Source organism: Saccharopolyspora sp. 6M (assembly GCF_020176775.1).
Taxonomy (GTDB): Bacteria; Actinomycetota; Actinomycetes; order Mycobacteriales; family Pseudonocardiaceae; genus Saccharopolyspora_C; species Saccharopolyspora_C gregorii.
Map to the genome: position 1 here is coordinate 1 of NZ_JAIUJZ010000278.1, position 8,409 is coordinate 8,409.

Sequence of the window (8,409 nt, forward strand, 5' to 3'; positions counted from 1 at the left end):
GGGGCCGGGGGCGGGGGGGCGGCCCCCCCCCCGCCCCCCCGCCCCCCCGCCCCCCCCCCCCCCCCCCGCCGCGGCCCCCCCCCCCCCCCCCCCCCCCCCCCCCGCCCCCCCCCGACCAACGAGGAGAACCGACCGTGCCACCGTCCACCCTGCCCAGATCGGCGGAGCGATCACCCCGCCCGGGACCGGTGGCGAACTCGCTCGCCGCCTCCCGCCTCGGCATGTGGTCGATCATCTTCTTCACTGTCGCCGCGGCGGCCCCGGAGACCGTCGTCGGCGGGGGAGCGGTCAGCGGGTTCGCCGTCTCGGGCGTGAACGGCATCCCCGTCGGTTACCTGGCGGTCGCGGTCGTCCTGGGCCTGTTCGCCGTCGGCTACGTAGCGATGTCCCGGCACGTGGAGAACGCGGGGGCGTTCTACGCCTACATCGCGAAGGGGCTCGGCCGGACCAGCGGCACCGCAGCGGGCGGGGTCGCCGTGCTCGCCTACGCGATGGTGCAGGTCAGCCTGGTCGGCGGCTGCGGGGTGGGGGCGGCGGACTTCCTGCACCAGGCCGGTGGGCCCGCGCTGCCGTGGTGGGTGTTCTCCGGGGTGGGCACCGGGCTCGTCGCGGTGCTCGGGGTGTTGCGCATCGACGTCAACGGGCGCGTGCTGGGCGTGCTGCTGCTCGCCGAGATCGCGATGATCCTGCTCTACGACCTGGCGTTCGTCACCGACCCCGCCGCGCCCGGGGTCACGCTGACCACCTTGAACCCGCTGCAGCTCGGCACCGCCGCGGCCGGGGTGATCCTGGTGATCGCCTTCACCGGGTTCATCGGCTTCGAGAACTCCACGGTGCTCGCGGAGGAGGCCCGCGACCCGCGGACCGTCGGGCGCGCCACCTACCTGTCGCTGGCGCTGATCGGCGGGATCTACGGGCTCTCCACCTGGGCGCTGACCGTGGCCACCGGACCGGACCGGATCGTGGCCGCCGCCGGGGAGCACTCCACCGAGCTGATGTTCGTGCTCGCCGCCGACCGGCTGCCGCCCGCACTGGTCACGCTCGGGTCCGCGCTGTACGTGACGAGCCTGTTCGCGGGCATGCTGTCGTTCCACCACGTGTGCGCCCGCTACCTGTTCGCCCTCGGCCGGGAGGGCATCGGGCCGCGCGCGCTCGGGGTCACCAGCCCGCGCACCTCGGCGCCCACCGCGGGATCGGTGACGCAGAGCGTCGTCACCGCGCTGGTGGTCGCGCTGTTCGCGGTGACCGGGTGGGACCCGATCGTCCACCTGTTCTTCTGGGGTGCGTCCGGTGGAGCGCTCGGCGTGCTGTGCCTGGTCACCGCCACCTCGTTCGCCGTCGTCGGCTACTTCCTGCGGGTGCCGGGGCACGGGTGCGGGCGGTGGCGGACGTTGCTGGCGCCGGGCATCGCGGCGGTGGTGCTCACCGGGATCCTGGTCCTGACCCTGCGCTCCTTCGGCACGGTGCTGGGCCTGCCGCCGGGTTCCGCGGCGGCGTGGGCGCTGCCCGGCGCGTACCTGGCGGTCGCGCTGGCCGGGTTCTGCTGGGGCGCGGTGCTGCGGGTGCGCCGGCCGGATGCCTACGCGCGGATCGGCATGGGAGCGCGATCCGCCACGATCGATCGAGCCGAGGAGCCCGGCGATGCGAACTGACCTCGACCTGCCCGTCCGGACGCTGGTCAGCGCGTTCGTCCACGACGCGGTCTCCTGCTGGCTGGTGCCCGATCCCGCGCGGCGCAGACCGCTGTACGAAGCGTGGTTCGAGCTGACCGTCGCGCACGCCGAACGCACGGGTGCCGTGGTGACCACGGGTTCGGCGGTGCAGGTGTGGTTCCGCGGCGACGGGCGGGAGCCGCCCAAGACGCTGGATGACGAGGGGGAACGGCGGCTCCACGAGCTGCTCGGGCCCTTCGCCGACCGGTTCGCGACCTTCAGCGAGCTCACCGGGGAGCGGCACCCGCTGGTCGCGCACTGGTACCTGTCGCTGATCGGCGTCCCGCCGCACCGGCAGCGCGCCGGAGCGGGCACGGCCGCGCTGGCCGCGAGCCTGCGCGAGTGCGACCGGGCCGGGCTGCCCACGTACCTGGAGGCGAGCAGCACCGCCAGCCGCGCGCTGTACCAGCGGCTGGGCTTCGCCGACCTGGGCACGCCGATCGAACTGCCCGGCGGTCCGCTGCTGCACCCGATGTGGCGAGCGGTGGCCGGTCGGTGAGGTGCGCCGGGGTCAGGTCTGGGACTCGGCTCCGACGTAGTCGAAGTCCCAGGTTCCGGTGTGCTTCGAGCCGGACCGCTCGTACACCAGCAGCGGCGGTGGTGCGGTCGCGCGGCGCTGCTCCGGGACGCGGACGGGCACGGTGATGCGCGGAACGGGGTGGCCGGTGGGATCGGCGGGGACGCTGACCTCGCGGCCGTCCTCGGGCCCGCCGCGCAACCGGGCGCGGACTTGATCCACTGCAGTGACTCCCTTCGCCGACTCCTGACGGCAACCGGTTCCGACTCCGGTCCGGCCCGTCCGGTTCCCGAACTCACCGGATCGAGGGATCATCGGTTTCGGGGGCCGGGGGTGGAGCGGACCCGGCCGGGTGCCGCGCGGTCACCGTCGTCACCAGTGTGGTGACCGAGCGTACTCCGATCCGGTTGCCGGAGGGTTGCGATTCGGCGGCGTTCCCCGCGCCCGCGACGTCCGATTTTCCCCATCGCCCGGGGGAAAACGCGCGGCGGTGCGGGATGCCGGGCGGTGGTCAGGTGTAGAGGGGCGCGAGCAGCGCGGCCGTCTCGACCAACCGGTCCGCGTGCGCCAGCAGCGCCTCCTTCGGGGTCTGGAAGGTGATCGTCGAGATGCTCACCCCGCCGACCGGCCGGCCCGCGCGGTCCAGCATCGGGGCGGCGAGGCAGCGGATGGTCGGCTCGTTCTCCTCGTCGTCGAGCGCGCAGCCGTCGGCCCGCACCCGGGCCAGCTCCTGCTCCAGCACGGCGGGATCGGTGGTGGTGCGCTCGGTGCGGGCGGTGAGATCTCGCAGCAGCGGCGCCCGTTCGTCCGCGGGCAGGTGGGCGAGGACGGCCTTGCCGATGGCGGTGCAGTGCAGCGGCAGCACGCCGCCGATCCGGGACGCCATCCGGTACGGCCCGGGGCTGTCCACCTTGCGCACGTAGATGGCGTGATCGCCGCTGCGCAGCGCCACGTGCACCGTCTGCTGGACCTCGGACTGGAACCGGCGCAGCACGGTGTCGCCGCCGGTGTCCTCGGCGGAGGCGATGGTGGCGGACAGCGCGTAGGCGCGGGGGCCGAGGCCGTAGGCGCCGTCGCCGTCGCTGACGACGTACCCGGCGCCGCTGAGCCCGCTGAGGATGCGGTGCGTGCTGGGTTTGGCGATGCCGGTGTCGGCGGCGATCTCGCCGAGCCGGTGCGGGCCGCCGGTGCGGGCCACTGCTTCGAGCACGCGCAGCGTGCGCAGTGCGCTGCCTTCGGTGGCGCCGGAGCTCATAGGTGCTGCACCGCTTCCTCGGCCGTTGATTTTCCGGTGATCTGCCCCTTACGCTACCGTTCGCATCAGCAGAACGGTATTCCGCGGAACGGAACGATGCTTCGTCGGCGCGGGAACCGGGCGGCTCGAGGAGGAGCGATGACCGGGCGAACCGAGGCCGCGACCGGGGCGGCCCGCCCCCGCGGCCGCGCGCACAACCTGCGGTGGGGCATGGCGCTGCTGTGCTTCGTCGGCCTCTCGGTGAACTACGTGGACCGCTCCGCGCTGAGCGTGGCGCTGCCGTCGATGAACCACGACCTGGGCTTCGACCCGAGCGTGCAGGGGCTGGTGCTCGGCACGTTCTTCCTGGCGTACGCGGGTTTCCAGCTCCCCGCCGGTGCCCTCATCGACCGGATCGGGGCGAAGCGCGCGTTCGCGCTCGGCGCCCTGGTGTGGGGCGTGGCGACGATGCTCACCGGCCTGGTCACCGGGCTGCTGTCGCTGCTGGTGTTCCGCTTCCTGCTGGGCATCGGCGAGTCCACCGGCTACCCGGGTTCGGCGAAGGTCGTGTCCCGCTGGTTCCCGCGCCGCGAGCGCGCCTTCGCCAACAGCATCTGGGACAACGGCGCGCGGGCGGGCACCGCGGTGGCGCTGCCGGTGGTGACCGCGATCATCGCCTGGGAGGGCTGGCGGGCCGCGTTCATCGTCGTCGGCGTCCTCGCCCTGCTGTGGGCGGGGTGGTGGTGGCTGTCCTACCACGAACCGGAGGACCACCCGCGGGTGACGGACGAGGAGCTGGCCTACATCCGGGCGGGCGGCGCGCGCGAGGAGTCCACATCGGACGACGGGCCGAAGGTGCGCTGGCGCGACCTGTTCCGGTACCGCACGGTGTGGGCGATGATGCTGGGCTTCTTCTGCCTGAACTACATCATCTTCTTCTTCATCACCTGGTTCCCGAGCTACCTGGTGCAGGCGCGCGGTTTCGACCTGCTGGAGCTGGGCACGGTCGGTGCGATCCCCGGCGTGGTGGCGATCGGCGGCAGCCTGCTCGGCGGCTGGGCGTCGGATTCGCTGGTGCGGCGCGGCTGGAGCCTCACCCGGGCCCGCAAGACCTGCCTGATCCCGGGCATGCTGCTGAGTTCCGTGATCGCGCTGGCGGTGGTGGTGCCGAACGCGGCGACCGCGGTGGTGCTGCTGTCGATCTCCTACGCGAGCCTGGCGTTCAGCGCGGCGTCGGTGGCGTCGCTGCCCGCGGACGTGGCGCCGCAGCCCGGGCAGGTGTCCTCGCTGGCGGGCATCCAGAACTGCGCGTCGAACATCGCCGGGTTCGTCGGCCCGATCGTCACCGGCGTGCTGCAGACGGCGACCGGCGGATCGTTCGTGGCGCCGCTGGTGCTGTCCGGGGTGCTGGGCCTGGTGGGCGCGTTCTCCTACGGGGTGCTGATCCGCAAGGTGGAGCCGCTGCCGGTCCGCACGTGAGTCCGCGGCGGACTTCCCCGGACGGGGGCGCGGAAACGAGGAGCTGACGGAGTGGAGGAGTGGTGAGCGAACGAGCCGCCGTGCTGCACGGTGCCCGGGACCTGCGGGTGGAACAGGTGGAGCCGGAGCCGCTGCGGCCCGGTGCGGTGCGGGTGGCGGTGCGCGCCACCGGGTTGTGCGGCAGCGACCTGCACTACTACGCCGACGGCCGCAACGGGTCGAACGTGCTGCGCTCGCCCACGGTGCTGGGGCACGAGGCCTCCGGGGTGGTCGTCGAACTCGGCGAGGGCGTCGACGCGGGACTGCTCGGCGCATCCGTCGCGGTCGAACCGGCGCGCCCGTGCCGCCGCTGCCCGACCTGCGCGGCGGGCCGCTACAACCTGTGCCCGTCGGGGCGCTGCTTCGGTTCGCCGCCGGTGCACGGCACGATCCGCGGCACGCTGGTGGTGGACGCGGAACTGGTGCACCGGGTGCCGCCCGGGACCGATCCGGCGGTGGCCGCGCTGGTCGAACCCCTCGCGGTGGCCTGCTGGGCGGTGCGCCGCGCCGGGGTGGTCAGCGGCGCCTCGGTGCTGGTCACGGGAGCGGGGCCGATCGGGCAGCTCGCGGTGGCGGCGGCCCGCGCCGCGGGCGCCGCGCGGATCGTGCTCACCGACGTCGATCGGCGGCGGCTCGACCTCGCCGCCGGGGCCGGAGCGGACGAGGTGCTGGACACCGGCACCGTCCACCCCGAGCCGGGTGCCTTCGACCAGCAGCTGGAGTGCTCCGGTGCGCCGGAGGCGGTGCGCCTGGACGCGCTGGTTCCCGGCGCCGTCGTCGCCCTGGTCGGGATCCCCGCGAACCGGCCCGCGGCGCCCGACCTGCTGGCGGCGGCGCAGCGCTGGGAGATCGACGTGCGCGGCTGCTTCCGCTACGGACCGGGAGCGTTCGCCGCCGCCGCGGCGCTGCTGCGCTCCGGGCGGGCCGACCTGGAGCGGATGGTCACCGCCCGGTTCCCGCTCGCCGAAGCCGATCGGGCGCTGCGCACCGCACTGACCGAACGCGATCATCTGAAGATCGCCGTGCTCGCCGAGGAGACCCCGTGAAGATCACCGCCGCCGACGTCGTCGTCACCTGCCCCGGCCGCAACTACGTCACGCTGAAGATCACCACCGAGGACGGGCTGACCGGGCTCGGCGACGCCACGCTCAACGGGCGCGAGCTCGCCGTCGCCTCCTACCTGCGCGACCACGTGTGCCCGCTGCTGATCGGGCGGGACTCGGGGCGCATCAACGACATCTGGCAGTACCTGTACCGCGGTGCCTACTGGCGGCGCGGGCCGGTGACGATGACCGCGATCGCCGCCGTCGACGTCGCGCTGTGGGACCTGCTCGGCAAGGAGACCGGGCTGCCGGTGCACCGGTTGCTCGGCGGCGCCGCGCGCGAGGGCGTGATGATCTACGGGCACGCCAGCGGGCAGAGCGTCGAGGAGCTGCTCGACGACGTCGCCGCCTACCGGGAGCGCGGGTACCGGGCGATCCGGGTGCAGGCCGCCGTGCCCGGCCTGGAGAGCACCTACGGGCTGCACCACCCGGGGACCGGTTCCACCTACGAACCGGCGGACGCGGCGATGCCCTCGGACAACGTGTGGCACACCCCGGCGTACCTGGAGTTCGCGCCGGAGCTGATGCGCGCCGTGCGGGAGCGGTTCGGCTACGACTTCCACCTGCTGCACGACGTGCACCACCGGCTCTCGCCGCTGGAGGCCGCTCAGCTGGGCAAGTCGCTGGAGCCGTACCGGATGTTCTGGATCGAGGACCCCACCCCGGCCGAGGACCAGGAGGCGTTCCGCACGATCCGGCAGCACACCACCACGCCGATCGCGGTCGGCGAGGTGTTCAACTCGATCTGGGACTGCAAGCACCTGATCAGCGAGCGGTTGATCGACTACATCCGCACCTCGGTGTCGCACACCGGCGGGATCACCCACCTGCGGCAGGTGTTCGAGCTGGCGGCGCTGCACGGGGTGCGCACCGGTTCGCACGGCGCGGGCGACCTGTCGCCGGTGTCGTTCGCCGCCGCGCTGCACCTGGACCTGACGGTGCCGAACTTCGGCGTGCAGGAGTACATGGGTCATCTGGATCCGGCGGGTGAGGTGTTCAAGGTGAACTACTCGTTCCGGGACGGCTACATGCATCCCGGCGACGCCCCCGGTCTCGGCGTGGAGCTCGACGAGGAGGCCGCGGCCCGCTACCCGTACTCGCCGAAGTACCTGCCGGTGAACCGGTTGCGGGACGGCTCGATGCACGACTGGTGAGCGTGGTGGAATCGGTGATCACCCGGCGCCGCCGGGCGGGACGAGACGGGGAGGACCGGGCGTGATCCGGGTACTGGCCATCGGCGAATGCATGATCGAACTGACCCACCGGGAAGCGGACGTGCTGTCGCTGGGCTGTGCGGGGGACACGTTCAACACCGCGACCTACCTGTCCCGGCTCACCGGATCCGCGGAGCTGCAGGTGGACTACCTGACCCTGGTGGGGGACGACCACTACAGCGACCGGATCGTGGCGGCGATGCGCGCGGAGGGCGTCGGTACCGACCGGATCGGCCGGGTCGCCGGGGCGCAGCCGGGGCTGTACCTGGTGCGCACGGACGAGCACGGCGAGCGCTCGTTCACCTACTACCGCTCGCAGTCGGCGGCCCGCGGTCTGTTCGCGGACGGGGAACCGGATTTCGACGGCTACGACCTGGTGCACCTGTCGGCGATCAGCCTGCAGATCCTCGCGCCGCCCGCGCGGGAGCGGCTGCGCGCGGCGCTGCGGCGGTTCCGCGACGCCGGTGGCCGGGTGTCCTTCGACAGCAACTACCGGCCGGCCGGGTGGGACGGTGCCGCCGCGGCGGCCGAGCAGGTGCGGGAGCTGTGGTCGCTGACGACGGTCGGGCTGCCCACGTTCTCCGACGAGCAGGCGCTGTTCGGCGACCCCACCGCGGAGTCCACAGTGGACAGGCTCCGGGTGGCCGGGGTGGCGGACGTCGCGGTCAAGGACGGTGCCGCGGGCTGCGTCGTCCTCGACGGCGAGCGGGTCGTGCGGGTGCCTGCCGTGCCGGTGGAGTCCGTGGTGGACTCGACCGCCGCCGGGGATGCGTTCGACGCCGGCTACCTCGCGGCTCGGCTCACCGGTGCCGATCCGGTCGCGGCGGCGCACCGCGCGCAGGAGCTGGCCGCCACGGTGATCCGGCACCGCGGCGCGATCGTCGCCGAGTCGGTGCTGCCCCGGCGGTCCGCGGCGCCCGTCGGGTGACCGCCTGTCGGTTGAACTCGGGGTGCGTGGTGCTCGGGTGGCGGAACCTCAGCGGCCCCCCCGGCCCGCCGCCCTCGGCCGTTTCCTGTCAGCGGCGAAGCCGCTGAGCCGCCGCCCACCCGCGCAACCGGCCCACCCCCGGGTTCTCAACGGTTCCCACGCGCGGGCAGCGCTTTACCAAGT

The 8,409-nt window shown here is 73.6% G+C and carries 8 protein-coding genes; 6 read left to right on the forward strand and 2 right to left on the reverse strand.

The genetic code is table 11. From position 1 onward, the window contains the following. Positions 1-134 precede the first annotated feature (134 nt). Entirely contained in the window at positions 135-1,652 is a 1,518-nt protein-coding gene (locus LCD31_RS27330) for an APC family permease (RefSeq protein WP_224962810.1), read from the forward strand. Beyond that, positions 1,642-2,211, forward strand: coding sequence for a GNAT family N-acetyltransferase (locus tag LCD31_RS27335; RefSeq protein WP_224962812.1), 570 nt, complete (start codon positions 1,642-1,644; stop codon positions 2,209-2,211). The genes LCD31_RS27330 and LCD31_RS27335 overlap by 11 nt, the downstream gene beginning before the upstream one ends. Before the next feature lie 12 nt (positions 2,212-2,223). Here LCD31_RS27335 and LCD31_RS27340 read toward each other — a convergent pair whose 3' ends face one another. After that, on the reverse strand, positions 2,224-2,451 hold the full coding sequence (locus LCD31_RS27340) for a hypothetical protein (RefSeq protein WP_224962814.1): 228 nt from the start codon (positions 2,449-2,451) through the stop codon (positions 2,224-2,226). A gap of 289 nt (positions 2,452-2,740) precedes the next feature. Then, positions 2,741-3,484 carry an IclR family transcriptional regulator gene (locus tag LCD31_RS27345; protein WP_224962816.1) on the reverse strand — a complete coding sequence of 248 codons (744 nt, stop codon included), beginning with the start codon at positions 3,482-3,484 and terminating at the stop codon, positions 2,741-2,743. 138 nt (positions 3,485-3,622) lie between these two features. Here LCD31_RS27345 and LCD31_RS27350 point away from each other — a divergent pair, with 138 nt between their 5' ends. The 4 genes from LCD31_RS27350 (at position 3,623) to LCD31_RS27365 (ending at position 8,226) form a co-directional block, all read left to right on the forward strand. Continuing rightward, positions 3,623-4,942 (forward strand): MFS transporter, encoded by a 1,320-nt coding sequence (locus LCD31_RS27350; RefSeq protein WP_224962817.1) that lies wholly within the window; start codon positions 3,623-3,625, stop codon positions 4,940-4,942. 62 nt (positions 4,943-5,004) lie between these two features. After that, a complete protein-coding gene (locus tag LCD31_RS27355; protein WP_224962819.1) occupies positions 5,005-6,027 on the forward strand; it encodes an alcohol dehydrogenase catalytic domain-containing protein in 1,023 nt (340 codons plus the stop codon). Then, complete coding sequence (gene manD / locus LCD31_RS27360) at positions 6,024-7,238, forward strand: D-mannonate dehydratase ManD (protein ID WP_224962821.1); 1,215 nt, start codon at positions 6,024-6,026, stop codon at positions 7,236-7,238. Before LCD31_RS27355 ends, manD begins: the two co-directional genes overlap by 4 nt. 61 nt (positions 7,239-7,299) lie before the next feature. Beyond that, positions 7,300-8,226 (forward strand): sugar kinase, encoded by a 927-nt coding sequence (locus LCD31_RS27365; RefSeq protein WP_224962823.1) that lies wholly within the window; start codon positions 7,300-7,302, stop codon positions 8,224-8,226. The last annotated feature ends 183 nt before the right edge of the window (positions 8,227-8,409 follow it).